Here is a 25,200-nt window from a genome sequence, read left to right as displayed (position 1 = left end):
GCCGTGGAACCCTGCGGCCGGGCACAACGACGGCGGCCGCCCCGGGTGTGGGACGGCCGCCGTCGACGGCCTACGCCGCTTTCGCTCGTCGTGGATGCGAAGTGTCAGCGCTCTTCTTCGTCGGCAGAGGCCGGTACGGCCGTGAGCCGTTCGGTCTCGTCCTGTATCTCAGCGGCGATCTTCTTGAGTTCCGGCTCGAACTTGCGCCCGTGGTGGGCACAGAAGAGCAGTTCACCGCCGCTCAACAGGACGACGCGCAGATATGCCTGGGCGCCGCAGCGGTCGCAGCGGTCAGCGGCCGTCAGCGGGCTCGCGGGGGTCAGAACAGTAGTCACGTCGCCTCTTCTCTAGCTCGACGAGCTGTCGTACCAGGGTCAACATCCAACCAGGCCCAAAACGTTCCCGCTCGGGGCCTTTCCTCGAAGATTTCTCTCCGGGGCGGCCGGCTGCTGCCGGGTGGCGGCGAATGTGCCGTAGTGCGTTTCTTCGTGTCGTACGGGTTCGCGCGATTTGCCGGTTCAGTCCTCCCGGCTGGGTTGCCGGTTGTGATGAAGGACGTGCCCGGAGCCTAAATGGTTCATGCCTCGAAGGGAACGTGATGTGCACGTCACCCGGCCGAGTTATCGAACAGGTAAGCGAAAATCCTGGATCTTGGACTAGGGTGAGGTTTGGGCGAGGGTGGCGTGACAACCGCTCTACCAGGCCTCTGTACCCTCTGAGCGGGGACCGACGAAGGCCTCCTGCCCAGAACGGGCCCATCAGAAATTCAGCGAGGAGCGAACCCGCGTGACCGCCGAGACGTCCGTGCCGTCCACAGCACTGCTGACCGGAGCAGACCGGGACGGTTCCAACTACACCGCGCGGCACCTGCTCGTCCTGGAGGGGCTGGAAGCAGTACGCAAACGGCCTGGCATGTACATCGGGTCCACCGACAGCCGGGGCCTGATGCACTGCCTGTGGGAGATCATCGACAACTCCGTCGACGAGGCCCTCGGCGGCTACTGCGACCGCATCGAGGTCGTGCTGCACGACGACGGCTCCGTGGAGGTGCGGGACAACGGCCGCGGTATCCCGGTCGACGTGGAGCCCAAGACGGGGCTCTCCGGCGTCGAGGTCGTGATGACGAAGCTGCACGCCGGCGGCAAGTTCGGCGGCGGTGCCTACGCGGCCTCCGGTGGTCTGCACGGTGTGGGCGCCTCCGTGGTGAACGCGCTCTCCGCGCGGCTCGACGTGGAGGTGGATCTCGGCGGCCACACGCACACCGTCAGCTTCCGCCGCGGCGTGCCCGGCATCTTTGCCGGGTCCGGCCCTGACGGCTCCTTCGAGTCCGGTACCGGTCTGCGCAGGACGAAGAAGATCCCCAAGAGCCGCCGCGGCACCCGGGTGCGGTACTGGGCGGACCGGCAGATCTTCCTGAGGGACGCCAAGCTCTCCCTGGAGAACCTGCACCAGCGCGCCCGGCAGACCGCTTTTCTGGTGCCGGGCCTCACCATCGTGGTCCGGGACGAGCTGGGCCTCGGTGACGGCGGCAGCAAGGGCGAGGAGTCCTTCCGCTTCGACGGGGGCATCAGCGAGTTCTGCGAGTTCCTCGCCGCCGACAAGGCCGTCTGCGACGTGCTCCGCCTCACCGGCCAGGGCACCTTCAAGGAGACGGTGCCGGTGCTGGACGAGGACGGGCAGATGACGCCCACCGAGGTCAGCCGGGACCTGAGTGTGGACATCGCACTGCGGTGGGGCACCGGTTACGACACCACCATCAGGTCTTTCGTCAACATCATCGCCACCCCCAAGGGTGGAACGCACGTCACCGGTTTCGAGCGCTCCCTCACCCGCACGGTGAACGAGGTGCTGCGCGCCGCCAAGCTGCTGCGGGTCGCCGAGGACGACATCGTCAAGGACGACGCCCTGGAGGGGCTGACGGCGGTGGTCACGGTGCGGCTCGCGGAGCCGCAGTTCGAGGGCCAGACCAAGGAAGTGCTGGGCACCTCGGCCGCCAACCGGATCGTCTCCGCGGTCGTCGCCCGGGAGTTGAAGGCCTTCCTGACCTCCACCAAGCGGGACGCCAAGGCCCAGGCCCGCGCGGTGCTGGAGAAGGCGGTGGCCGCGGCCCGTACCCGGGTGGCGGCCCGCCAGCACAAGGAGGCGCAGCGCAGGAAGACGGCGCTGGAGACTTCCTCGCTGCCGGCGAAGCTGGCCGACTGCCGCAGCGACGACGTGGACCGCAGCGAGTTGTTCATCGTGGAGGGCGACTCGGCCCTCGGCACCGCGAAGCTGGCGCGGAACTCCGAGTTCCAGGCCCTGCTGCCGATCCGGGGCAAGATTCTCAACGTCCAGAAGTCGTCTGTCTCGGACATGCTGAAGAACGTCGAGTGCGGCGCGATCATCCAGGTCATAGGAGCAGGGTCGGGCCGCACCTTCGACATCGACGCCGCCCGCTACGGAAAGATCATCCTGCTCGTGGACGCCGATGTGGACGGCGCGCACATCAGGTGCCTGCTGCTGACCCTCTTCCAGCGCTATATGCGGCCGATGGTCGAGGCGGGGCGGGTCTTCGCCGCCGTGCCACCGCTGCACCGCATCGAGCTGGTGCAGCCGAAGAAGGGCCAGGACCGGTACGTCTACACCTACTCGGACCGTGAACTGCGGGAGACCTTGCTGGAGTTCCAGCGGAAGAACGTCCGCTACAAGGACTCCATCCAGCGCTACAAGGGCCTCGGTGAAATGGACGCCGACCAGCTCGCGGAGACCACCATGGATCCGCGCCACCGCACCCTGCGCCGGGTGAACATCTCGGACCTGGACGCGGCGGAATCCGTCTTCGACCTGCTCATGGGCAACGAGGTCGCGCCGCGGCGGGAGTTCATCACCGGCTCCGCCGCCACCCTGGACCGCTCCCGCATCGACGCCTGAGCTCGGCGTCCCGTCGGGGTCTCCACGGCCCTCGGATTGTCTTCTCCACCCCAGGGTGGAGAAGACAATCCACCCTTGATCCACCCGTGCTCCGATCTCCTGAACTGCGGATCTCCGTAACTTCGTAGACGTCGAGATTCCATTCCGGAGGCTTCGGAGGCCTGATGTCCACGCTCGTCGACGTTCTGGCGACCGTTCTTGTCGTCGCCCTGATCGTGTCGCGGCAGATCAGGCCGCAGCAGCTCGGTTCCGAACCACGCTGGTGGGTCGGACCGGCAGTGCTCGCGGCCCTCTCCGTCCACGGGGGCGGCCTTGTCGATCCGCACCACCAGGTGGTGTCGATGGCACTCCTGTGCGCCGAGGTGGCCGTCGGCATAGGGATGGGCGCGGCCTGGGCCTTCACCAGCAAGCTCTGGCAGGACGAAGAGGGCACTACGTGGGTACGTGGCACTCGAGCCACGGCCGCCGCCTGGGTGCTGGGCATCCTGCTTCGTCTCGGCCTCCTCGGACTGGGGCTGTTGGTCGGCGTGCACCAGGGGACAGGGGCGCTGCTGCTGGCGCTGGCGGTGTCGCTGCTGGTCCGCAAGGCCGTGTTGCTATGGCGGGCTCAGCTTCTCCCGGAGATATCCGCCGCTGCGACGACCTACGGTGATCGTGAGTTGCTGCTGCTGAGGAAGGACCGATTGTGACGTCCCATTCCTTCATGAGCTGGCCTTCGCCGGAGGCGCTCGCCTGGGAGGATATGACCAGACCTCGCCGGATCTTCAGCCGGGCGATCAGGATCCTGCTCTGCGGTGTGTTGGTGTGGGGCATCTTCACCCACCGTGAGCTGCCGTGGTGGGGCTACGGTGTCGTAGCGCTGGCGATTCTCGTCTCCGGGGCTCTGGCTTACGGGTACTGGCGGGCGACTGTCGCCAACCGTCTGCTTCCTGCGCTGACTTGTCTGGCCGCTCTGCTTGTGCTGGCGCAGGTGGCCCATGCGGCCAGCTTCAGAACCGCTGCCCTGGTGCTGTGGGGTGCCGCGGCCGTCGCCGCCCTGGAACGTATGCCGGTGATGGCTGCCCTGCCGGTGATGGCGGTGGGGCTGGGCGCCTATGCGGTGGTCAATCAGGACAGTTGGCTGACCACCGCGGTCACCACCGGCGGCCTCGCACTCGCGGGCTGTGTGCTGCGCCTCGACGCCGAGGCACGGGGCACCGCACAACGGCTCCTCACCCAGGAACGTGCGGCGCGCAAGGCGGAGGCGGAGTCCGCCGCTCTCGCCGAACGGGCCCGTATCGCACGGGAGATCCACGACGTACTGGCGCACAGCCTCTCTGCGCAGCTGGTGCATCTGGAGGCGGCGCGCCTGCTCATCGAGCGGAGCGGGGATCTGGAGCAGATCCGGGAACGGGTGGTCGCGGCCAGAGGGATGGCGCGGGACGGCCTGGCCGAGACCCGGCAGGCCCTGAGCGCGTTGCGAGGGGAGATCTCCCCCGTGGAGGACTTCCTGGAGGAGTTGGTGGCCGTCACCTCGGGTGCGGCGGTCACGGTCGAGGGCGAGCGCCGCCAGGTCTCCGCAGAGGCCTCGCAGGCCGTACGCCGGGTCGCCCAGGAGGCGTTGACCAATGTCCGCAAGCACGCGCCCGGGGCCAAGGTCGCGATGCGCCTGGAGTACGCCGGGGACGAACTCGTCCTGGATGTCAGGGATACGGGGGGATCGCCGGGCGAACTCGCGGTCTCCGGAGCCGGGTACGGTCTGCGCGGTATGCGGGAGCGCGCCGAACTGCTCGGCGGGACGCTTGAGGCAGGACCGTACGAGGAGGGGTTCGCGGTGACGTTGAAGGTGCCGGTATGACGGCTGACCAGGCCGCTGGAGCGGGGCAGGAGGCGACGGCCGGGCGGACCGCGCGGGTAGTCGTGGTGGACGACCAGACCGTGGTGCGCGAGGGAATCGTGATGCTGCTGGGGCTGCTGCCGGGGATCGAGGTGGTCGGGTCCGGAGGTGACGGTGAGGAAGCGCTGCGGTTGGTCGCGGAGTTGGCGCCCGATGTGGTGCTGATGGATCTGAGGATGCCGCGCTGCGACGGTGCGGAGGCGACACGGCGGATCCGGGCCCAGTACCCGGGGACGCAGGTGGTGGTGCTTACGACCTTCGCCGATGACGACTCGCTCTTCCCGGCGATCCGGGCGGGTGCACGGGGCTATCTCACCAAGGACGCGGACGGGGAGGAGATCGTACGGGCGGTTCACAGTGTGCTGTCCGGGGATGCGGGGCTGTCGCCGAGTATCCAACGGCGTCTGCTGGAGCGGCTGTCGGAGCAGGAGCCGGCACCGGTGGAAGCTTCGCCCCCGGACGGGTTGACCGGCCGTGAGGTGGAGGTTCTGGTCCTGATCGCGGACGGGCTGACGAACCAGCAGATCGCTCGAAGACTCCAGGTCTCGCAGGCCACGGTGAAGACCCACATCAACAATCTCTTCGCCAAGACAGGGCTCAAGGACCGTGCTCAGGCGCTGCGTTACGCCTATTCCCACGGACTGGCGAAACCGCCGGAGAGGCCGGTCACCTGATGGGGTGAACAGGAAGGGAGAGAGATCCGGGATCTTCCCGTTCTGTCCATCCTTGGGCACAGGCCGAACGAGGCCGTGGAACAAGGAGATTCCGGTGGACAAGCACGACGGGCTCGAAACGAGCGCGGTCCGGATCGATGATCCCCGGCCTGGGGAGCAGTCCCCAGCAGCAACCGCCGAGGGCACACCTCAAGAAGGCACCCAGGGAGGAATCCCGGCGCAGGAAGGGCCTACGGACCCGAGGGGCACGGGAGACGTCTATCTCGATGTCCAAGCCAGTCCGGCGTTCCGGGAAGTGCGGTCGCGGTACTTCCACTTCGTGATCCCCGCGGTGGCGATCTTCCTCGTCTGGTACTTCGCCTATGTCGTGGCGGCCACCACGGCACCGGAGTTGATGCGCCGTCAGGTGGTGGGCTCGGTGAACGTGGCGATGCTGGCGGGGCTCGGGCAGTTCGTCACCACGTTTCTGCTGACCTGGGCCTATGCCCGGCACGCCCGGCTGCGGCGGGACCGGGACGCACTCGAACTGCGGTGGGACACCCAGGAGATGACGCGGGGGGTGGAGCGTTGAGAGGGGACCATCAGACGCTGGCGCTGGTGCTGTTCGGCGTGTTCGTCGCCGTCACCCTGGCGATCACCACCTGGGTGAGCCGGCGACGGCAGGGCTCCGCCGAGGAGTTCTACGCGGGCGGGCGGCTGTTCTCCCCAATGGAGAACGGTTTCGCGATCGCGGGGGACTACATGTCGGCTGCGTCGTTCCTCGGCATCTCCGGGCTGATCGCGCTGTTCGGCTACGACGGCCTGCTGTACTCGGTGGGCTTCTTCGTCGCCTGGCTCGTGGTGCTGTTCCTGGTGGCTGAACTGGTGCGCAACGTCGGCCGGTTCACCCTGGCCGACGTACTGACCGCCAGGGTGCGGGAGCGGCCGGTGCGGATCGCGTCCGGGGTCTCCTCGGTGACGGTGTCCGTGCTGTATCTGGTGGCGCAGATGGTCGGGGCGGGCAGCCTGGTGGGGCTGCTGCTCGGCGGTACCGGGGGTGCCGCGCGGACCTGGACGGTGATCGGGGTCGGCGCGCTGATGGTGGTCTATGTGGCGCTGGGCGGGATGCGGGCCACCACCTGGATCCAGATCGTCAAGGCGGTCCTGCTCCTCGCCGGGGCGATCACCCTCACCGTCCTCGTACTGGCCCGATTCCACGGGGACATCGACGGGTTGCTGCGCTCGGCGGCCCGGCGCAGCGGTCATGGAGACGACTTCCTGGCTCCGGGGCTGCGGTACGGAGGTGGGTGGACGGCGCGGTTCGACTTCATCAGCCTGGGGTTGGCACTGGTGCTGGGGACGGCCGGGCTGCCGCACATCCTGTCGCGCTTCTACACGGTGCCCACGGCGCGGGCGGCGCGCCGTTCCGTGGTGTGGTCGATCGGGCTGATCGGCGGTTTCTACCTGATGACGATCGTCCTGGGTTTCGGGGCCGCTGCGGTCGTCGGCACCGGCACGGTGCGCGCATCGCAACCGGCGGGCAATACCGCGGTACCGCTGCTTGCGCTGGATCTGGGCGGCGGACCGGACTCGGCGGGCGGCACCGTGCTGTTCGCGGTGGTGGCTGCGGTCGCGTTCGCCACGATCCTGGCGGTGGTCGCCGGGATCACCCTGGCCTCCTCGGCCTCGGTGGCGCACGATCTCTATGCGACGGTGCGGCGTGCGCGCGGCGGCGGCCCGGGGCACGAGGTGGCGGTGGCGCGGGTGGCCGCGGTGGTGGTGGGCGTGGTGGCGATCGGTCTCGGCCTGCTCGCGCGCGACTTGAACGTGGCGTTCCTGGTGGGGCTGGCCTTCGCTGTCGCAGCCTCGGCCAATCTGCCGGTGCTGCTGTACTCGCTGTTCTGGCGCCGGTTCACCACTCGCGGAGCGCTCTGGTCGGTGTACGGGGGACTGGTGCCGGCCCTGGTGCTGGTGGTCGTCTCGCCGGTCTTCTCCGGCGGCGAGGCCTCGCTCTTCCCGGGGTTGGACATCCGGCTGTTCCCGTTGGAGAACCCGGGGCTGGTCTCCATCCCGCTCGGCTTCCTCGCCGGGTGGCTCGGCACGGTCACTTCAAGGGAGCGCGCAGATCCCGCCAAGTACGCCGAGACGGAGGTGCGAGCACTGACAGGGGCCGGGGCGGTCTGAAGGGTCCGGACGTACACGCCCGGGCCTGGCAGGGCGGCCCCCGGCGAGGGCACCGAGCGTCATGTCTCCACGGCCGGCCGCACCGCATCCGCGCCACCGGACGCACCACCTGCGGTGCCGGTCCCACCCGCCGCGCCGGGCCCAACTCCCTCCCCGCAGCCGGCAATTCGCTCCAACCCCTCCTCTCCGCCCTCGGTACCGTCCCCGCCCGGTGCGGCCAGCGCCTCCGGCAGGATCACGGTGAACTCGGCGCCGCCGCCCGGTGCCGAGCCGATGCGGGTGCTGCCGCCGTGCCGCTCGGCGAAGCGCCGTACCAGGGCGAGGCCGATGCCGCGACGGCCGTGGGCCGGGGGTTCCTTGGTGGACCAGCCGTCCGCGAAGACCGCCTCCCGGTGTTCCTCCGGCACCCCGGGACCGGAGTCGGCGACCCGGAGGACCACCGTGCGTTCCCCCGTCCGCAGGCTGATCACGACCTGCGCATCGGGGGTGCCGGCGGTGGCGTCCAGGGCGTTGTCGACCAGGTTGCCGACGACGGTGACCAGGCCGCCGGCGTCCACCAGACGTCCCGGCAGTGAGCTGTCCTCGGAGACGGTGAGGCGGACCCCGCGCTCCGCGGCGACGGTCGCCTTGCCGACGAGCAGGGCCGCGAGCATGGGGTCGCAGACGCGCTCGGTGACCTGTTCCGCGGTGATCCGGTGGGTGCCGGCCACCTCGCCCACGAACTCCGCCGCCTCCTCGTACATCTCCAGTTCGAGGAGGCCGAGCAGGGTGTGCATACGGTTGGCGTGTTCGTGGTCCTGGGCGCGGAGGGCGTCGATGAGGCTGCGGGTGGCGTCGAGTTCGCGGCCGAGCTGCTCCAGTTCGGTGCGGTCGCGGAGGGTGGCCACGGCGCCCTGGTCGTCGGTCGGCATCCGGTTGGCGACGAGCACGCGCTCGCCGCGCACGGTGAGCAGATCGGTGCCGGTGACCCGGCCGGACAGCACATCGGTGGTGCGTCCGGGGCCGAGGGCCTCGTCCAGAGGGTGGCCGACGGCCTCGGTGCCGAGCCCCAGCAGGCGCTGCGCCTCGTCGTTGAGCAACCGGATCCGGCCGTGGCGGTCGAGTGCCACCACGCCTTCGCGGATGCTGTGCAGCATGGCCTCGCGTTCGGCGAGCAGTGCGGAGATATCGGAGAAGGCCAGGTCACGGGTCTGCCGCTGGACCCGCCGGGAGATCAGATAGGCACCCAGAGCACCGACCGCCAACGCCCCGCCGGCGTAGGCGAAGAGGCCGGGGATGGCGTGCATCAGCCGGGCCCGGACGCTGTCGTACTTGATGCCGACGGAGACCGCGCCGACCAGGGTGCCGTTCTTGTCGAGCAGGGGGACCTTGCCGCGGGCGGAGCGGCCGAGGGTGCCGCTGTCGATCTCCATGACCTCCCGGCCGGAGAGCGGAGTGCTGGGGTCGGTGGACACGCGGTGGCCGATGCGCCGCGGGTCGGTGTGCGACCAGCGGATGCCTCGGGTGTCCATGATGACGATGTACTCGGCGTGACTGGCATGGCGGATGCGTTCCGCCTCGGCCTGAACGGGACCGTCGGGGGTGGCCCGGGTGCTGATCAGTTCCTCCGCGAGCCGGGGTTGGGCGGCGGTGGTCTCGGCGATGGCGAGGGCGCGCCGCATGGCCTGATCGTCGAGCTGGTGGCTGAGCGGCGCGAGGAAGAGGCCGGTGGCGAGCACCACGACACCGGCCGCGATGGCCAGTTGCATCAGCAGGATCTGCGAGAAGGCCCGCCGGGGCAGCCCCAGTCGCAGCCTGCGGGGGGTGGGCGTGGGGCTCATGGACAGGAACGGTACGGGGGCGCGCCCGGCGGTCCGTAGCCTGTGTGAGGCAAGTCACTTTCCCCTGTGGAGCGCCTGCTTCCGCCGGTCTGCTCAGGAGCGGGTCGGAGACGGCAGCGGCTGCGGCGGGCGCGGGCCGGTGTATCGGCCGACGGGCCGCATCCGCAGGGGGCGTTCCGTGTACTCCTCCAGGGTGTGGGCGATCCAGCCGGCGGTACGGGCTACGGCGAAGAGGGTCTCGCCGCCGGTGGCGGGCATTCCGGTGCTCACCGACAGCACGGCCAGCGCCAGGTCGACATTGGCGTGCAGATCGGTGTGCCGGGCGGCCGTCGCCTGGACATCGCGGGCGGCCGCCAGAGCGTCGGCGGCTTCCGGGAGCCGTTCCAGGAGGGCGAAGAGGGCGGTGGCGCGCGGGTCTTCACCGGTGTAGAGCCGGTGGCCGAGGCCGGGGATGCGGCGGCCCGCGCGGAGTTCACCGGCGACCACGGGGGCGGCGCCGCCCTGGTCCACTACGTCCCGCAGCATCCGGTGGGCGAGTCCGCTGGCCGCCCCGTGCAGGGGGCCCTCCAGCACTCCGAGTCCGGCGGAGAGTGCCGCGTACGGATGGGCGCGGGCGGAGGCGGCGACGCGGACCGCGAGGGTGGAGGCGGCGAGATCGTGGTCGACGAGCAGGGCGAGGGCGCGGTCGAGGATCTTCAGGGGCTGCTCCTCGGCGGGCCGCCTGGTCAGCCGGGGCCACAGTCTGAGGGCGAGCGTGGGCACGCCGCCCTCCTCCCGCTGTTCGTCCGCTTCGGGCTCTTGGTGACCGGCCTGGGTCTTGGCCAGGGGCAGGGCCGCGACCAGGGTCGGGATGAGGGCGCGTGCGGTGGAGAGTACGGCCGGTTCGGAGAGGTCGAAGCGGAGGGGGTCGGCGGTGGCGGCTGCCACGGCGGCCACGCGCAGCCGGTCGGTGGGGCCGCTCAGCGCGGGCAGCGCGGCGACCGCCCGGCGTGCCGCGGCGAGTGGTTCCGCCGGTGCCGTGAACCGGATCCCGGGGTGCAACTCACCGGTCCAGAGCCACTCGGCGACCTCCTCGTACGAGTACCGGGAGGCCAGCTCTACGGCGTCCACACCGCGGAAGTAGTAGCGGTCGCCCTCGATGAGGGTGATGCGGGTGCGGATGGACAGCTCGCCGGGGCTCTGGGGGGTGGTCTGCTCGCGGCGATTACGGCGGGCGAGGGCGGCGACCTCGGTGGCGTCGAAGGTGCTGCCGCGGGTGCCGGGTGTGCGGTGGCTGGCCAGTTGACCTCGGCTGACGTAGGCGTACACGGTCTCCGGCTTCACGCCGAGCAGTTCGGCGGCTTCCCTGGTGCTGAGTCGGTCCATCGGCTCGGCGGCCGGGTCCTGATCCGTCATGGGCCCACCGTATCCGGCTCTGCATGGACCTCTCTATTCATTGATTGCCGTCCACCTCAATCAAGATTGACATTGATTGAGTCAAGGATTGATAGTCGAATGAAGCCCAGGGAGGAACATATGCCGAACAACGGGATCACGTCCCCCGCCCCCGCGTCGGTCGCCGTGCCCAGGGGGCTGGCCGGTGTGGTCGTCACCGACACCGCACTGGGAGATGTGCGGGGACGGGAGGGCTTCTACCACTACCGCCAGTTCTCCGCGGTGGAGCTCGCGCAGACCCGCAGCTTTGAGGACGTCTGGCATCTGATGATCTACGGGTGGCTGCCCGACGCCGCGGAGTCCGCAGCCTTCGCCGCCCGTACCGCGGCCCTGCGTGTGCTGCCCGAACCGGTCGCGGCGGCCCTGCCCGCTCTCGCCGGGGCCGGTGCCGGATCCGGGCCGCTCGCGGGGCTGCGCTCGGCGCTCTCCCTCTTCGGTGCCGCGCGCGGCTTCCGGCCGCTCTACGATCTCGACCCCGACCAGCGCCGGGAGGACGCCCTGGCCGTGGCCGCCGTCGTACCGACGCTGCTGACCGCGCTGCATCGGCTGGCCGCCGGGCAGGAGCCGGTCGCGCCGCGTGCCGATCTGTCCTGTGCGGCCAACTACCTCTACATGCTGGGCGGTTGTGAACCGGAGCCGGAGCGGGTGCGCGCGGTGGAGCAGTATCTGATCTCCACCGTCGACCACGGTTTCAACGCCTCCACCTTCACCGCCCGTGTCATCGCCTCCACCGGTGCCGACACCGCGGCCTGCCTGGTCGGCGCGGTGGGCGCGCTCTCCGGGCCGCTGCACGGCGGTGCGCCGAGCCGCGCCCTGGACACCCTCGACGCCATCGGCACACCGGACCGCATCGACCCGTGGATACGGGAACGAGTGCTGGCGGGGGAGCGCATCATGGGCTTCGGCCACCCCGTCTACCGCACCGAGGACCCGCGTTCACACATGCTCCGGGGTATCGCGGAGAGCTTCGGCGGTCCACTTGTCGACTTCGCCATCCAGGTGGAGGGCCGGGTGGAGGCGATCCTCGCCGAACTGAAACCGGGGCGCGAACTCCACACCAATGTCGAGTTCTACGCGGGTGTGGTGATGGAGCTGTGCGGGCTGCCGCGGACCATGTTCACGCCGACCTTCGCGGCCGCTCGGGTCGTCGGCTGGAGCGCCAACATCCTTGAGCAGGCTGCCGATTCAAAGATCATCCGCCCGGCCGCCCGCTATGTCGGACCGCCCGCCCCGGAGCCGGTGCCGACGGTCGGCTGACCGGGAAACCCGTGTTCGGGCGGTTCGGCGGGGCCGGGGACGCCGCTGGGCCCGAGGCCGCCGGGTGGCGGCTTCGGGCCCGGGAAAGTCGTATGGCCGGCGGGGTGTCGCCGGTGGGGCACGGCGGAGGCGGGATGCCGCTCGCTCCGCCGGGAGAGCTTCGGCGGTCAGGCGTCGGGGATGTCGGCCTTCGCGCGCACCAGGGTCTCGCGGCTGACGACGACGATGCGCTCGTAGTCGGCGCGGGATGCGTCCGGGGGGAGTTCCTGCTCCAGCACCGCGGTCGCCTCGGTGCCGATGACGGCGAAGTTTCCGTCGCTGAGTTCGAATACGTCCGGGCAGGACTGCCCGGAAATGCTTCCCCGCTGCTGCGGAGAGGCACCGATACGGCGCACGATCTTCAAGGGAGGTGTTCCACTCTCAAGAGGCGGGACGGAGGGTATTTCTGCGTGCACGACAGAAATATCGGCCAGATGTGGAGCCCGGCCGATATCGGCATGGTTCAGACGTTTCAGAAAGGCTCATGCCGGGTAACGCTCGCGCGCGCCTACAGTAGGGAAACCGTGCAGCGCGGACAAGCCACCACGCGAACACGGCCACTCCGCAGGCCCGTTCGCGCCAACCCTCCGAGCGGCCGTCGAGGTCGGAATGGGCGCGAAGGCTGAGCCGGATCGCCGCCGATTGCTATTCGGGCCGTGGCGGACAAGGCCTCGGAAGGCGAAAAGCAGGAGGAAAGCGGAGAAAGGCGCCGGGTGTCCGGAAGGGGCACGTGTGCAGGAAAGGCGGAAAAGCGCCTAGTCGGTGGGCGGGTTTCCGACCACCCACCACTCGTCGGAGTCGGCGTCCTCCAGATCGCGGATGATGCCGTCGACCATTCTGCCGAGCCGCGCCTCGTCCGAGGTGTCGACCAGGCTGGCCCGGTGATTGCCGGTCGCCGTCCAGTACCCGCGGAAGACCTTGCTCTGGCAGATCAGCCGGAGGTGGCCGTGCAGTTCCTCCCAGTCGACGATGCCCACGCGCCAGGCGAGCAGGGTGTTGGTGTAGAGGGCGTTGGCGAAGAGGTACTGCTTGAGCGTCCGGGCGTCCACGGCGGGCTCGAAGGTGTCGAGGACAGCGGCGAGATCCGGGTCCGCCGTCGCACGGCCCAACATCTCGGACTGCAAAGCCTGTTGGCGTGCCAGCGCCTCGTTCCGGGCGTCCCGTGCGGCGTCGGCTCGCAACCGCTGGGCCAGCAGGCGCTGCTGGGCGGCTAGTGCGGCGGCCGCCCCGGCGAGCGCGGCCAGCCCGGCCACCGTGGCCGGACTCACCCCCCGGAACGTGTACTTCGATGTGACCATGTCAACCCCCGGTTCAGGCGACCGTCGCCGGTCGTCGGAGCTGGGTCGACGGGACGTACCGGCGAGCAGTAACGGTGCGCGTGCCGTCTCCCAGGATGCCGAGCGGCGCTGATCGGCGGGAGGCGGAGCGGAGGCGCACGGAAGGAGCGTCACGTCCCCTGGTCCTGCGCCGTGAACAATGTGTGCCCCGTGGGCGACGCTAACAATCGTTCACTGCGGCGCGTATCCCGGCGCTCGTATCATGGGGCGCGATCACCTCTCCCGGGAGAGCCGGTGTACGCGCCGGAGCACGTCGGTGTCGGATGGGGCGCACGTTGAGCAAGCCGAGCAGTTCGCAGATTCCGGTCGTGGTGCTTGCCGGGTACCTAGGGTCGGGGAAGACCACCCTGCTCAACCATCTGCTGCACCACAGCCGGGGCAGCCGTATCGGGGCCGTCGTCAATGACTTCGGATCGATCGAGATCGATGCCATGGCGGTCGCCGGGCAGCTCGGGGACTCCACCGTCTCCCTCGGCAACGGCTGCCTCTGCTGCGCGGTGGACGCCGGTGAACTCGACGGCTATCTCGACCGGTTGACCCGTCCCGCCGCCGGGATCGATGTCATCGTCATTGAGGCCAGCGGGATCGCCGAGCCGCAGGAACTGGTGCGGATGGTGCTGGCCAGCGAGAATCCGGTGGTGGTCTACGGCGGTCTGGTGGAGGTCGTGGACGCCGCCGAGTTCGACGCGACCCGGGCGCGCCACCCCGAGGTGGACCGGCACCTTGCCCTGGCCGATCTGGTCGTCGTCAACAAGGCGGACCGGGTGCCGGAGTCGGAACGGGAGCGGATCGCCGCACTGGTACGGGAGTTGGCCGGGCGGGCGGCGGTGGTGAGTACCGCACACGGCCGGGTCGATCCGGAGCTGCTCTTCGACTGCCGACCGGCCGTGGAGCGCATCGGCCAGCTGTCCTTCGACGATCTGCCGCGGGAGGACGGCGCCGACTCCGGCCAGTCCGCGGCGGGCGGGTCCCACGGAGGCGAGGAGCACGGGGCGCACCACGGGCATCTGCACTATGCCTACGAGAGTGTGTCGTTCAGCTCGCCGGTGCCGCTGTCGCCGCGTCGGCTGATGGCCTTTCTGGACGGGCGGCCCGAGGGGCTGTACCGCATCAAGGGCCATATCGACCTCGGCCCCTCCGATCCGCACAACCGCTATGGCGTCCACGCCGTGGGCAGGTTCCTGCGCTTCTACCCGGAGCCCTGGCCGCCCGGCGCTCCGCGGATGACCCAACTGGTGCTCATCGGCAGTGGAATTGACGGGCCGGCCCTCACCAAGGAGCTGGCCGCCTGCCAGGACGAGCGGGGCGAGGCCGACGAGCACGCGATGTGGGGCGTGCTGCGTTATGTCCCCGACCCGGACGAGGGCGGGCCGGAGGCAGAAGCAGCGGTGTACGACCTCGGCGAGGACGGGCGGGCGGAGTAGCGCGGCGGACCGCACCCAGTCCGGTGCCTGACCGCCCTTACTCCACCTCGTCCCAGCCCCCTCGGCCCTCAGCCCACCCCCGCGACCACGGATACCGTCTTCGCCAGGGAGACGCCTGAGCCGTCGCGGCGCGGATCCGGCTCCGGCAACTCCGCCGGGGCGCCGTTGCGTTGGGCGGCGAGGGCCGGAACGGGGCCCGCCCAGGCCAGGGCCAGACAGTCCTCGCCCTTCAGGAAGCGCTGGCAGCGGACCCCGCCGGTGGCGCGGCCCTTGCGCGGATACTGGTCGAACGGGGTGAGCTTGGCCGTGGTCTGCACCGAGTCGTCCAGGGTGCCGCGGGAGCCGGCGACCGTGAACACCGCGGCCTCGGCCGCGGGATCGACCGCCGTGAACGAGATGACCTTGGCGCCCTGGCCCAGCTTGATACCGGCCATACCGCCCGCGGCGCGCCCCTGCGGCCGTACATGGGAGGCCGGGAAGCGGAGCAGTTGGGCGTCGTCGGAGATGAAGACGAGGTCCTCCTCGCCGGTGGTCAGCTCGATGCCGCCGACCAGCCGGTCGCCGTCCTTGAGGGTGATGACCTCCAACTCCTCCTTGTTGGACGGGTAGTCGGGCACCACGCGCTTGACGACGCCCTGTGCGGTACCGAGGGCGAGGCCCGCCGACTCCTCCTCCAGGCTGGTCAGGCAGATCAGCTCCTCGTCACCGGAGAGGGGCAGGATCTCGGTCACCGGGGCGCCGCCCGCCAGCGTGGGCCGCCGGTCCGTCTCGGGCAGTTGGGGCAGGTCCACCACCGGGATCCGCAGCAGCCGGCCGCTGGAGGTGACCGCGCCCACCTCGCCGCGCGCCGTGCCCAGCACCGAGGAGACGATCACATCGTGCTTGGCGCGCTTGGCTCCCTCCCCGCTCGGCAGCGGCTCCCCGGAGACGGTGCGCGCCAGCAGGCCGGTGGAGGAGAGCAGTACCCGGCACGGGTCGTCCGCCACCTGGAGCGGGACCGTGGCCTGCGGGGTGCCGGTGGCCTCCAGCAGCAGGGTGCGCCGCCCGGTGTCGAACTTCTTGGCCACCGCGGCCAGTTCGGCCGAGACGAGCTTGCGCAGCTCGGTGTCCGACTCCAGGATCGCGGTCAGCTCCTCGATCTCCGCCCTCAGCCGGTCCCGCTCCGACTCCAGCTCAAGACGGTCGAACTTGGTCAGCCGGCGCAGCGGGGTGTCCAGGATGTACTGCGTCTGCACCTCGCTCAGCGAGAAGCGCTCCATCAGGCGCTCCTTGGCCTGGGCGGAGTTCTCACTGGAGCGGATCAGGCGGATGACCTCGTCGATGTCGACGAGGGCGACCAGCAGGCCCTCCACCAGGTGCAGCCGGTCCCGCTTCTTGCCGCGGCGGAACTCGCTGCGGCGCCGCACCACGTTGAAGCGGTGGTCGAGATAGACCTCCAGCAGCTCCTTGAGGCCCAGCGTCAGGGGCTGGCCGTCGACCAGGGCCACGTTGTTGATCCCGAAGGAGTCCTCCATCGGGGTCAGCTTGTAGAGCTGCTCCAGCACGGCCTCCGGTACGAAGCCGTTCTTGATCTCGATGACCAGGCGCAGGCCGTGCGCGCGGTCGGTGAGGTCCTTGACGTCCGCGATGCCCTGGAGCTTCTTGGCGCCGACCAGGTCCTTGATCTTGGAGATGACCTTCTCCGGGCCCACCGCGAAGGGCAGTTCGGTCACCACCAGGCCCTTGCGGCGCGGGCTGACGTCCTCCACCGCCACCGTGGCGCGGATCTTGAAGGTGCCGCGGCCCGTCTCGTAGGCGTCGCGGATGCCGGCCAGGCCCACGATGCGGCCGCCGGTGGGCAGATCGGGGCCGGGCACGTACTTCATCAGGGTGGTCAGGTCCGCGTTGGGATGGCGGATCAGATGCCGGGCGGCGGCGATGACCTCGCCCAGATTGTGCGGCGGCATGTTGGTGGCCATCCCGACGGCGATCCCGGAGGCGCCGTTGACCAGGAGGTTCGGGTAGGCGGCGGGCAGGGCGACGGGCTCCCGCTCCTGGCCGTCGTAGTTGGGGTTGAAGTCGACCGTGTCCTCGTCGATCGACTCCGTCATCAGCGATGTCGCGTCCGCCATGCGGCACTCGGTGTACCGCATCGCGGCGGGCGGGTCGTCGTTGCCCAGGGAGCCGAAGTTGCCGTGGCCGTCGACCAGCGGCAGCCGCATCGAGAAGGGCTGCGCCATGCGCACCAGGGCGTCGTAGATGGAGGCGTCGCCGTGCGGATGGAGCTTGCCCATCACCTCGCCGACGACGCGGGCGCACTTCACATAGCCGCGGTCGGGGCGCAGGCCCATCTCGTTCATCTGGTAGACGATGCGCCGGTGCACCGGCTTCATCCCGTCCCGCGCGTCCGGCAGCGCACGCGAGTAGATGACGGAGTAGGCGTACTCCAGGTAGGAGCCCTGCATCTCGTCGACCACGTCGATGTCGAGGATCCTCTCCTCGAACGAGTCGTCGGGCGGCGGGGTCTTCGTGCTGCGGCGGGCCATCGCTGCTGCGGCTCCTTCACAGATTCTGCCGGGGCAAGTACGGGTTCTGACGCGGACCATTGTGGACCTGCCCACTGACAAGGCCGACCGCGACCCGTCGGAACCGGCCCCGCACCGGGTGCCGGGCGCCCTTGTGTCACCCGATCCGGGACGGTTCGCCCCATCGGGAACTTCGACGCCTCGCGGCACGCTGCATACAGTGGCAGGACCGACACCGCCCGCCCGCCGGACGGGCCGGTCACCCGTCAGTCTCGTCGCTCCACCGGCCACGTCCGCCGCCCCGCAGCGGACGTCCCACCGGACGACGACCCCGCGATCGAAGGGACGTACATGCCCATGGGTCACACGGCCACAGCGCAGGCCGGTACCGGCGGCCTCACAGCGACGGAGCACCGCCTGGCCAACGGCCTGCGCGTGGTGCTCTCCGAGGACCACCTGACCCCGGTCGCCGCGGTCTGCCTCTGGTACGACGTCGGCTCGCGGCACGAGGTGGCGGGCCGCACCGGCCTGGCGCACCTCTTCGAGCACCTGATGTTCCAGGGTTCGAAACAGGTGCACGGCAACGGCCACTTCGAGCTGGTGCAGGGCGCCGGCGGCTCGCTCAACGGCACCACCAGCTTCGAGCGGACCAACTACTTCGAGACCATGCCCGCCCACCAGTTGGAGCTGGCGCTGTGGCTGGAGGCCGACCGGATGGGCTCCCTGCTCTCCGCGCTCGACCTGGAATCCCTGGACAACCAGCGGGACGTGGTGAAGAACGAGCGCCGCCAGCGCTACGACAACGTGCCCTACGGCACCGCCTTCGAGAAGCTCACCGCCCTCTCGTATCCCGAGGGCCACCCCTACCACCACACCCCCATCGGCTCCATGGCCGACCTGGACGCGGCCACCCTGGAGGACGCCCGCAGCTTCTTCCGCACCTACTACGCGCCGAACAACGCGGTGCTCTCCGTGGTCGGCGACATCGACCCGGAGCAGACCCTGGCCTGGGTGGAGAAGTACTTCGGTTCCATCCCGGGGCACGACGGCAAGCCCGCGCCGCGGGACGGTGCGCTGCCCGAGGTCATCGGCCGGGAGCTGCGCGAGGTCGTGACGGAGGAGGTGCCGGCCCGCGCCCTGATGGCGGCCTACCGCCTGCCCGAGGACGGCACCCGGCAGGCCGACGCGGCCGATGTGGCGCTCACCGTCCTCGGCGGCGGCGAGTCCTCCCGTATCTACAACCGGCTGGTGCGCCGGGACCGCACCGCCGTCGCCGCCGGTTTCGGCCTGCTGCGGCTGGCGGGTGCGCCGTCGCTGGGCTGGCTCGATGTGAAGACCTCGGGCGAGGTCGAGGTCCCGGTCATCGAGGCCGCGGTCGACGAGGAGCTGGCCCGCTTCGCCGAGGAGGGGCCCACCGCGGAGGAAATGGAGCGCGCCCAGGCCCAGTTGGAGCGCGAGTGGCTGGACCGGCTCGGCACCGTCGCCGGCCGCGCCGACGAACTCTGCCGCTACGCCGTCCTGTTCGGCGATCCGCAGCTCGCGCTCACCGCGGTGCGGCGCGTCCTGGACATCACCGCGGACGAGGTGCGCGACATCGCCCGCGCCCGGCTGCGCCCCGACAACCGCGCGGTCCTGGTGTACGAGCCCGTCATCCCCGCCGGCGAAGAGAACGAGCAGGAAATCGAGCAGGAAACCGAGCTGGAAAACGAGGCGGCGAAGTGACCGAGCAGACCGCACCCGCAGTCGCCATGGAGTTCCACCCGCAGCCGGAGCCGGGCGAGGCCAGGCCCTGGGCGTTCCCCGCGCCCGAGCGCGCCACCCTGGACAACGGCCTCACCGTGCTGCGCTGCCACCGCCCGGGACAGCAGGTGGTCGCCGTGGAGGTGCTGCTGGACAGCCCGCTGGACGCCGAGCCGGCCGGTCTGGACGGAGTGGCGACGATCATGGCGCGCGCCTTCTCCGAGGGCACCGACAAGCACTCCGCGGAGGACTTCGCCGCCGAACTGGAGCGCTGCGGCGCCACGTTCGACGCCCACGCCGACCACCCGGGGGTGCGCCTCTCCCTCGAAGTGCCCGTCTCCCGGCTGCCGAAGGCCCTCGGCCTGCTCGCCGACGCGCTGCGCGCCCCCGCCTTCGACGACAGCGAGGTCGAGCGCCTGGTACGCAACCGCCTGGACGAGATCCCGCACGAGACGGCCAACCCGGCCCGCCGCGCCGCCAAGGAGCTGTCCCGCCGCCTCTTCCCCGCCGACTCCCGGATGTCGCGGCCCCGCCAGGGCACCGAGGAGACCGTCGAGGGCATCGACGCCTCCGCGGTCCGCGCCTTCTACGAGAAGCATGTGCGGCCGGCCACCGCCACCGTCGTCGTGGTCGGCGATCTGGCCGCCACCGATCTGGACGCGATCCTCGCCGACACGCTCGGCGCCTGGACCGGGGACACCGCGCCGGCCCGCCCCGCGCCGCCGATCAGCGCCGACGACACCGGCCGGGTGGTCATCGTGGACCGCCCTGGCGCCGTCCAGACCCAGCTGCTCATCGGCCGGATCGGCGCCGACCGGCACGACCGGGTCTGGCCCGCGCAGGTCCTCGGCACCTACTGCCTGGGCGGCACCCTGACGTCCCGGCTGGACCGGGTGCTGCGCGAGGAGAAGGGCTACACCTACGGGGTGCGGGCCTTCGGGCAGGTGCTGCGGTCCACCGCGCCGTCCGCGGAGGGGAGCACGGGCGGTGCGGCGATGCTCGCCATCTCCGGCTCGGTCGACACGGGCTCCACCGGGCCCGCGCTGGGCGACCTCTGGCAGGTGCTGCGCACCCTGGCCGCGGACGGCCTCACCGACGCGGAGCGCGATGTCGCGGTCCAGAATCTGGTGGGGGTCGCCCCGCTCAAGTACGAGACGGCGGCGGCTGTCGCCTCGACGCTCGCGGAGCAGGTCGAGCAGGGGCTGCCGGACGACTACCAGGGCCGGCTCTACCAGCGGCTCGCGGACACCGGCACGGTGGAGTCCACCGCCGCGGTGGTCAGCGCCTTCCCCGTGGACCGGCTGGTGACGGTCCTGGTGGGCGACGCCGAGCAGATCGCCGAGCCGGTACGGGCGCTCGGCATCGGCGAGGTGTCCGTGGTCACCGGCTGACCACGCCTCCCGGCACGTGCCCCGCCCGCACCCTCAGCGGTGCGGGCGGTGGCGCGTCTCGGAAACCGATGTCCCCTCACATGTCCGAATTAGTACGGACGTTGCCCATCTGTCTGTGGCATACGCCTCAAAAGCGGTGATCCGTTTGTTGCCCGGGAGTTGTCCCGTTTAGCGTCGGTCCGGCTGTTCGTCAGGCAGTACGCCGCGCCCGCGGCACCGGGCAGCCATCGCCGAGTCCCCCGAAGTGTGAACCGGGGGAGCCGGGGACCCACCAGTCCCCCCGGGGTGAATCGGGCGCCGTGCCAGGGCCCGTAGGAGACCTTCCTGCTCCGAACCCGTCAGCTAACCCGGTAGGCGACAGGGAAGGAAAGGACGACATCGCCCCATGGCGTTCACCCGTGCCACCGGGAAGCACAGACGGCCCAGCCGCCTCAACCGCAGCACCGCGCAGGCCGCCGGCATCGCCGCGCTCACCACCACCGGCGTCGTCGGCACGCTCGCCGGACCCGCGCTCGCCGCCGACGAAGGCACCCGGGACACCGGACTCATCCGCGCCGTGGACCTCGGCCAGTCGATGGCCGCTCAGATCGACGACCAGGCCGCCGCGCAGCAGGAGGCCGCCGAGGTCTCCGCCGCTCTGGCGAAGGCGGAGCGGGACGCCCAGCGGCACGCCGCCGAGGCCAAACGGACCGCCGAGGCGAAGGCGAAGAAGATCCGCGCGGCCAAGGCGAAGAAGGCCCGCGAGGCGAAGGAGCGGGCCGCTCGCGCCGCCGAGCGCAAGCGCCTGGGCAGCTATGTCCTGCCGATCACCGGCTCCTATGTCTCCACCGGCTACCACGCCGGCAGTTCCCTGTGGTCCTCCGGCAGCCACACCGGTATCGACTTCCACGCCGCCACCGGCACCCCGGTGCACGCGGTCGGCTCCGGCACCGTGGTCGAGGCCGGCTGGGGCGGCGCCTACGGCAACAACGTGGTGCTGCGGATGCACGACGGCACCTACACCCAGTACGGACACCTCTCGTCCATCGGCGTCTCGGTCGGGCAGACCGTGACACCCGGCCGGCAGCTCGGGCTCTCCGGCGCCACCGGCAATGTGACCGGCCCGCACCTCCACTTCGAGGCCCGCACCGGCCCGGACTACGGCTCCGACATCAACCCGCTGACCTACCTCCGCTCGCACGGCCTCAGCGTCTGACCGTCCCCGCACGGTGAAGCCCCGACTCGACCGAGTCGGGGCTTCACACCTGTGCAGGGCGGCCTCAGACGGTCTCGGGCAGCTCCTCCAGACCCTCCGCGACCAGCTTGGCCAGACGGTCCAGCGCGACCTCCGCACCCTCGGCGTCCGAGGCCAGCAGGATCTCCTCGCCGCCCTGGGCACCCAGGCTCAGCACCGCGAGCATCGACGCGGCGTTGACCGGTGCGCCCCCGGCCTTGGCGATGGTGACGGGAACGCCCGAGGCCGCGGCGGCACGGACGAAGAGGGAGGCGGGGCGGGCGTGAAGACCCTCGGCCCAGCCGACGTTGACGCGGCGCTCAGCCATGTGATGCTGCCCTTCAGGTGTCGCAAAGTTGTCTAGACCAGTGTTGCATACCGTCTGCGGTACCCGGAGAATAGCCGCCCGCCATAGCCCCGCGCCCGGTGTGCAGCCCAAGCCTGCGCCCCCCCGGGCCGGCACCGCTACCCGTACCCTGGGCCCCATGCAGACCCCGTCGGACCGGCACGCCTACCCCGACCACTGGGAGGCCGATGTGGTGCTGCGCGACGGCGGCACCGCACGGATCAGGCCCATCACCCCTGACGACGCCGAGCATCTGACCGACTTCTACGAACAGGTCTCGGACGAGTCGAAGTACCTCCGCTTCTTCGCGCCCTACCCGCGGCTCTCCGACAAGGACGTGCACCGCTTCACCCACCACGACTACGTGGACCGGGTGGGCCTCGCGGCCACCGTCAGCGGCGAGTTCATCGCCACCGTCCGCTACGACCGCATCGACGCCCGGGGCCGGCCCGCCGCCGCACCCGCCGACGAGGCCGAGGTCGCCTTCCTGGTGCAGGACGCCCACCAGGGCCGCGGGGTCGCCTCCGCACTGCTGGAGCACATCGCCGCGGTGGCCCGGGAACGCGGCATCCGCCGCTTCGCCGCAGAGGTGCTGCCCAGCAACATCAAGATGGTCAAGGTCTTCACCGACGCGGGCTACCGGCAGCAGCGCAGCTTCGAAGACGGCGTGGTGCGGCTGGAGTTCGACCTGGAACCCACCGAGGCCTCGCTCGCCGTGCAGCACGCCCGCGAGCAGCGCGCCGAGGCCCGCTCGGTGCAGCGTCTGCTGCGCCCCGGCTCGGTCGCGGTGATCGGCACCGGCCGGGCCCCCGGCGGCGTCGGCCGCAGCGTCCTCGACAACCTCCGCACCGCCGGCTTCACCGGCCGCCTCCACGCCGTCAACCGCGCCTTCGAACCGGACCGCACCGCACTGGACGGGGTCCCCGCCCACCGCTCCCTCGGCGAGATCACCGACCGGGTCGACCTCGCGGTCCTCGCCGTCCCCGCGGCACAGGTCCCCCAGGTCGTCACCGAGTGCGGCGAACACGGCGTCCAGGGACTGGTGGTGCTCTCCGCCGGTTACGCGGAGAGCGGAGACGCGGGCCGCGAACGGCAGCGGGAACTGGTACGCCAGGTCCGCTCCTGGGGGATGCGCCTCATCGGCCCCAACGCCTTCGGCATCGTCAACACCGCGCCCGACATCCGGCTCAACGCCTCCCTCGCCCCCGAACTGCCCCGCCCCGGCCGGATCGGGCTCTTCACCCAGTCCGGCGCCATCGGCATCGCCCTGCTCGCCCGGCTGCACCGCCGCGGCACCGGCCTCACCGGCCTGGCCGGCGTCTCCACCCTGATCTCCGCGGGCAACCGCGCCGACGTCTCCGGAAACGACGTCCTCCAGTTCTGGTACGAGGACCCGGAGACCGAAGTCGGGCTGATGTACCTGGAGTCCATCGGCAACCCGCGCAAGTTCAACCGGCTCGCCCGGCGGACCGCCGCCGCCAAACCCCTGGTCGTGGTGCAGGGCGCCCGGCACCACGGCGTCGCGCCCCTGGGCCACGCCGTCCCCGCCACCAGGCTGCCGCACGCCACCGTCTCCGCGCTGCTCCGCCAGGCCGGCGTCATCCGCGTCGACACCATCACCGAACTCGTCGACGCCGGGCTCCAACTCGCGGGCCAGCCCCTGCCGTCGGGCCCCCGGGTCGCCATCGTCGGCAACTCCGAATCCCTCGGCCTGCTCACCTACGACGCCTGCCTCTCCGAAGGGCTGCGCCCGCTGCGCCCCATGGACCTCAGCACCGCGGCGGGCCCGCGGGAGTTCCACCGGGCGCTCACCGAGGCGCTCGCCGGGGACCTGTGCGACGCGGTCGTGGTCACCGCGATCCCCTCGCTCGGGGAGGACTCCGCCTCCGACGAGGAACTCGCCGCCGCCCTGCGCTCCGCGGTCGAGGCCCACCCCGCCAAGCCCGTCTCCGTGGTCCATGTGGAACTCGGCGGCCTCGCCCGGGCACTCTCCGCCGCCGCCGTCACCGGCCCCTCCGCCCCCCGCCCGGCCACCGGCGAAACCGCCCCCGACACCGACCGGCCCGCTCCACCCACCGCCCCCGACCCCGGCGAACCGGCCGCGCCCACCCGCCACACACCTTCCGCTCCCACCCGCCACACACCTTCCGCTCCCACCCGCCACATCCCTGCCTACCCGGCCGCCGAGCGGGCCGTGCGGGCGCTCGCCGAGGCCGTCAACTACGCCCAGTGGCGCCGGGAGGCGGGGGAGCCGGGGCGGGTCCCCGCGTTCGAGGACATCGACGAGCAGGCCGCCGCCGAGCAGATCGAACGGCTCCTCGCCGGCCCCGCCGCCGAGGACCCGCAGGGCCTCACCCTCGACCCCGGCGACACCGCCCGCCTGCTCGGCCACTACGGGGTGCGGGTACGCCAGGCGCTCCCCGCCCCCGGCTGCGAGGAGGCGGTACGGGCCGCGGACACCCTGGGCTACCCGGTCGCGCTCAAGACCACCGCGCCCCATCTCCGCCACCGCGCCGACCTCGGCGGCGTCCGGCTCGACCTGGCCGACGAGGAGCATCTGCGCGGCGCCTACCGCGAACTCACCGACACCTTCGGCACCCCGGCCGAACTGCGCCCCGTGGTGCAGGCCATGGCGCCGCGCGGAGTCGACACCGTGGTCCGTACCGTGATCGACCCCACCGCGGGCGCCGTGCTCTCCTTCGGTCTGGCCGGAGCCCCCTCCGAGCTGCTGGGCGACACCGCGCACCGCCTGATCCCCGTCACCGACCGCGACGCGCACTCGGTGATCCGCGCCATCCGCACCGCGCCCCTGCTCTTCGGCTGGCGCGGCTCCGACCCGGTGGACACCGCGGCCCTGGAGGAACTGCTGCTGCGGGTGTCCCGGCTGGTCGACGACCACCCCGAGGTGATCGCGGTCGCCCTGGAGCCGGTGGTGGTGGCCACCCACGGGGTGTCCGTACTCGGCGCCGAGGTCCGGCTGGCCCGGCCCCCGGCCCGCGGCGACCTCGGACCGCGCACCATGCCCGCGTACTGAACCGGCGCCCTGCCCGGACCGCGGCCGACCGGGCATGG

19 protein-coding genes and 1 riboswitch are annotated in these 25,200 nt (G+C 71.1%); of the genes, 12 read left to right on the top strand and 7 right to left on the bottom strand.

Translation table 11 applies throughout. From position 1 onward, the window contains the following. Positions 1–104: 104 nt before the first annotated feature. Positions 105–335 carry a hypothetical protein gene (locus ACFVST_RS13950; RefSeq protein ID WP_390150262.1) on the bottom strand — a complete coding sequence of 77 codons (231 nt, stop codon included), beginning with the start codon at positions 333–335 and terminating at the stop codon, positions 105–107. 451 nt (positions 336–786) lie between these two features. On the opposite strand from ACFVST_RS13950, the gene ACFVST_RS13945 reads away from it, so the two are divergent. From ACFVST_RS13945 to ACFVST_RS13920, 6 genes are all read left to right on the top strand, one after another. Next, positions 787–2,910 carry a type IIA DNA topoisomerase subunit B gene (locus ACFVST_RS13945; protein ID WP_390150259.1) on the top strand — a complete coding sequence of 708 codons (2,124 nt, stop codon included), beginning with the start codon at positions 787–789 and terminating at the stop codon, positions 2,908–2,910. A 164-nt stretch (positions 2,911–3,074) separates the two neighbouring features. Next, positions 3,075–3,599, top strand: a complete 525-nt coding sequence (locus tag ACFVST_RS13940) for a DUF1453 domain-containing protein (RefSeq protein ID WP_390150257.1) — start codon at positions 3,075–3,077, stop codon at positions 3,597–3,599. Continuing rightward, the gene (locus ACFVST_RS13935; RefSeq protein WP_390150254.1) at positions 3,596–4,747 is read left to right on the top strand and encodes a sensor histidine kinase; all 1,152 of its coding nucleotides are present in this window, start codon (positions 3,596–3,598) and stop codon (positions 4,745–4,747) included. Before ACFVST_RS13940 ends, ACFVST_RS13935 begins: the two co-directional genes overlap by 4 nt. After that, positions 4,744–5,460, top strand: coding sequence for a response regulator (locus ACFVST_RS13930; RefSeq protein ID WP_390150251.1), 717 nt, complete (start codon positions 4,744–4,746; stop codon positions 5,458–5,460). The genes ACFVST_RS13935 and ACFVST_RS13930 overlap by 4 nt, the downstream gene beginning before the upstream one ends. Before the next feature lie 94 nt (positions 5,461–5,554). Continuing rightward, the gene (locus tag ACFVST_RS13925) at positions 5,555–6,031 is read left to right on the top strand and encodes a DUF485 domain-containing protein (RefSeq protein ID WP_390150248.1); all 477 of its coding nucleotides are present in this window, start codon (positions 5,555–5,557) and stop codon (positions 6,029–6,031) included. Continuing rightward, positions 6,028–7,623 carry a cation acetate symporter gene (locus ACFVST_RS13920; protein WP_390150245.1) on the top strand — a complete coding sequence of 532 codons (1,596 nt, stop codon included), beginning with the start codon at positions 6,028–6,030 and terminating at the stop codon, positions 7,621–7,623. The genes ACFVST_RS13925 and ACFVST_RS13920 overlap by 4 nt, the downstream gene beginning before the upstream one ends. A 59-nt stretch (positions 7,624–7,682) precedes the next feature. On the opposite strand, the gene ACFVST_RS13915 is transcribed toward ACFVST_RS13920, so the two are convergent. Both ACFVST_RS13915 and ACFVST_RS13910 read right to left on the bottom strand, forming a co-directional pair. Then, positions 7,683–9,443, bottom strand: a complete 1,761-nt coding sequence (locus tag ACFVST_RS13915) for an ATP-binding protein (RefSeq protein WP_390150242.1) — start codon at positions 9,441–9,443, stop codon at positions 7,683–7,685. 93 nt (positions 9,444–9,536) lie between these two features. After that, on the bottom strand, positions 9,537–10,838 hold the full coding sequence (locus tag ACFVST_RS13910) for a citrate synthase (RefSeq protein ID WP_390150240.1): 1,302 nt from the start codon (positions 10,836–10,838) through the stop codon (positions 9,537–9,539). A 120-nt stretch (positions 10,839–10,958) separates the two neighbouring features. Here ACFVST_RS13910 and ACFVST_RS13905 point away from each other — a divergent pair, with 120 nt between their 5' ends. Next, entirely contained in the window at positions 10,959–12,134 is a 1,176-nt protein-coding gene (locus tag ACFVST_RS13905) for a citrate synthase (RefSeq protein WP_390150237.1), read from the top strand. Positions 12,135–12,301: 167 nt separating this feature from the next. Here the strand turns inward: ACFVST_RS13905 and ACFVST_RS13900 are convergent, their stop codons facing one another. Continuing rightward, positions 12,302–12,538: a hypothetical protein gene (locus tag ACFVST_RS13900; RefSeq protein WP_390150234.1), complete on the bottom strand. Its 237-nt coding sequence runs from the start codon at positions 12,536–12,538 to the stop codon at positions 12,302–12,304. Positions 12,539–12,928: 390 nt separating this feature from the next. Beyond that, entirely contained in the window at positions 12,929–13,441 is a 513-nt protein-coding gene (locus tag ACFVST_RS13895) for a DUF6082 family protein (protein WP_390150231.1), read from the bottom strand. Between the two features lie 344 nt (positions 13,442–13,785). Between ACFVST_RS13895 and ACFVST_RS13890 the strand changes: the two genes are divergently transcribed. Then, positions 13,786–14,934, top strand: a complete 1,149-nt coding sequence (locus tag ACFVST_RS13890; protein ID WP_390150228.1) for a CobW family GTP-binding protein — start codon at positions 13,786–13,788, stop codon at positions 14,932–14,934. 68 nt (positions 14,935–15,002) lie between these two features. On the opposite strand, the gene ACFVST_RS13885 is transcribed toward ACFVST_RS13890, so the two are convergent. Beyond that, a complete protein-coding gene (locus tag ACFVST_RS13885; RefSeq protein ID WP_390150225.1) occupies positions 15,003–17,459 on the bottom strand; it encodes a DNA topoisomerase (ATP-hydrolyzing) subunit A in 2,457 nt (818 codons plus the stop codon). A 336-nt stretch (positions 17,460–17,795) separates the two neighbouring features. Here ACFVST_RS13885 and ACFVST_RS13880 point away from each other — a divergent pair, with 336 nt between their 5' ends. The 3 genes from ACFVST_RS13880 (at position 17,796) to ACFVST_RS13870 (ending at position 21,764) form a co-directional block, all read left to right on the top strand. Further along, on the top strand, positions 17,796–19,160 hold the full coding sequence (locus ACFVST_RS13880; protein WP_390150222.1) for a M16 family metallopeptidase: 1,365 nt from the start codon (positions 17,796–17,798) through the stop codon (positions 19,158–19,160). 26 nt (positions 19,161–19,186) lie between these two features. Next, positions 19,187–20,569, top strand: coding sequence for a M16 family metallopeptidase (locus ACFVST_RS13875; protein WP_390150391.1), 1,383 nt, complete (start codon positions 19,187–19,189; stop codon positions 20,567–20,569). A gap of 218 nt (positions 20,570–20,787) precedes the next feature. After that, a riboswitch (cyclic di-AMP (ydaO/yuaA leader) is annotated at positions 20,788–20,941 on the top strand. A 13-nt stretch (positions 20,942–20,954) separates the two neighbouring features. Further along, on the top strand, positions 20,955–21,764 hold the full coding sequence (locus ACFVST_RS13870; RefSeq protein WP_390150220.1) for a M23 family metallopeptidase: 810 nt from the start codon (positions 20,955–20,957) through the stop codon (positions 21,762–21,764). Positions 21,765–21,828: 64 nt separating this feature from the next. Here the strand turns inward: ACFVST_RS13870 and ACFVST_RS13865 are convergent, their stop codons facing one another. After that, the gene (locus ACFVST_RS13865; protein WP_390150217.1) at positions 21,829–22,110 is read right to left on the bottom strand and encodes an HPr family phosphocarrier protein; all 282 of its coding nucleotides are present in this window, start codon (positions 22,108–22,110) and stop codon (positions 21,829–21,831) included. A 157-nt stretch (positions 22,111–22,267) separates the two neighbouring features. Here ACFVST_RS13865 and ACFVST_RS13860 point away from each other — a divergent pair, with 157 nt between their 5' ends. Further along, a complete protein-coding gene (locus ACFVST_RS13860; protein ID WP_390150214.1) occupies positions 22,268–25,162 on the top strand; it encodes a GNAT family N-acetyltransferase in 2,895 nt (964 codons plus the stop codon). Positions 25,163–25,200: the final 38 nt, after the last annotated feature.

Origin of the sequence: Streptomyces sp. NPDC058045, from assembly GCF_042885635.1 — a bacterium.
Classification (GTDB): Bacteria; Actinomycetota; Actinomycetes; order Streptomycetales; family Streptomycetaceae; genus Streptomyces.
Note: the sequence above shows the minus strand (reverse complement) of the source record. Positions and strands in the feature narration are given on the sequence as shown.

Excerpts from the sequence above, each read along its gene's own strand:
- ACFVST_RS13910 (WP_390150240.1), bottom strand. The coding sequence starts at position 10,838 with ATGACGGATCAGGACCCGGCCGCCGAGCCGATGGACCGACTCAGCACC.
- ACFVST_RS13865 (WP_390150217.1), bottom strand. The coding sequence starts at position 22,110 with ATGGCTGAGCGCCGCGTCAACGTCGGCTGGGCCGAGGGTCTTCACGCC.
- ACFVST_RS13940 (WP_390150257.1), top strand. The coding sequence starts at position 3,075 with ATGTCCACGCTCGTCGACGTTCTGGCGACCGTTCTTGTCGTCGCCCTG.
- ACFVST_RS13880 (WP_390150222.1), top strand. The coding sequence starts at position 17,796 with ATGGGTCACACGGCCACAGCGCAGGCCGGTACCGGCGGCCTCACAGCG.
- ACFVST_RS13915 (WP_390150242.1), bottom strand. The coding sequence starts at position 9,443 with ATGAGCCCCACGCCCACCCCCCGCAGGCTGCGACTGGGGCTGCCCCGG.
- ACFVST_RS13870 (WP_390150220.1), top strand. The coding sequence starts at position 20,955 with ATGGCGTTCACCCGTGCCACCGGGAAGCACAGACGGCCCAGCCGCCTC.
- ACFVST_RS13930 (WP_390150251.1), top strand. The coding sequence starts at position 4,744 with ATGACGGCTGACCAGGCCGCTGGAGCGGGGCAGGAGGCGACGGCCGGG.
- ACFVST_RS13875 (WP_390150391.1), top strand. The coding sequence starts at position 19,187 with ATGGAGTTCCACCCGCAGCCGGAGCCGGGCGAGGCCAGGCCCTGGGCG.
- ACFVST_RS13885 (WP_390150225.1), bottom strand. The coding sequence starts at position 17,459 with ATGGCCCGCCGCAGCACGAAGACCCCGCCGCCCGACGACTCGTTCGAG.
- ACFVST_RS13860 (WP_390150214.1), top strand. The coding sequence starts at position 22,268 with ATGCAGACCCCGTCGGACCGGCACGCCTACCCCGACCACTGGGAGGCC.
- ACFVST_RS13905 (WP_390150237.1), top strand. The coding sequence starts at position 10,959 with ATGCCGAACAACGGGATCACGTCCCCCGCCCCCGCGTCGGTCGCCGTG.